Genomic DNA, 424 nt, shown 5'->3' with positions numbered 1-424 from the left:
GCACGCCGCCAGCGTTCGTCCTGAGCCAAGATCAAACTCTCCAAAAAAGTTTGTCTATGAATGACACCAATCATTCATAGGAAAGTTCTTAGCAAAGAAGCTGCTAGCTTCTGTATTTCATAATTTAAGAAAAAACAGGGTATGTTTCTTCTTGACATACTGGTTGTTTTGTTCAGTTTTCAAGGAGCAAAATCACGTTCGCTGTTTAATGACAGCTTTTAAATATTACCATGCTATCAACAAAGTGTCAACAGTTTTTTCATTCTTTTTTTAGAATGATGGGCCTGAGTGGACTCGAACCACCGACCTCACGCTTATCAGGCGTGCGCTCTAACCAGCTGAGCTACAGGCCCATGTTTTGAATGGAGCGGGTGATGGGAATCGAACCCACGACATTAGCTTGGAAGGCTAGAGTTTTACCATT

General features: G+C 42.0%; 1 tRNA gene. It reads right to left on the bottom strand.

The window, feature by feature from the left end:
* Positions 1-279: 279 nt before the first annotated feature.
* A tRNA-Ile gene (locus TE34_RS09845) sits at positions 280-353 on the bottom strand.
* Positions 354-424 lie beyond the last annotated feature (71 nt).

The organism is Ornithinibacillus californiensis (genome assembly GCF_001038485.1).
Lineage (GTDB): Bacteria > Bacillota > Bacilli > Bacillales > Amphibacillaceae > Ornithinibacillus > Ornithinibacillus californiensis.
This window is presented reverse-complemented; position numbering and strand designations above follow the sequence as displayed.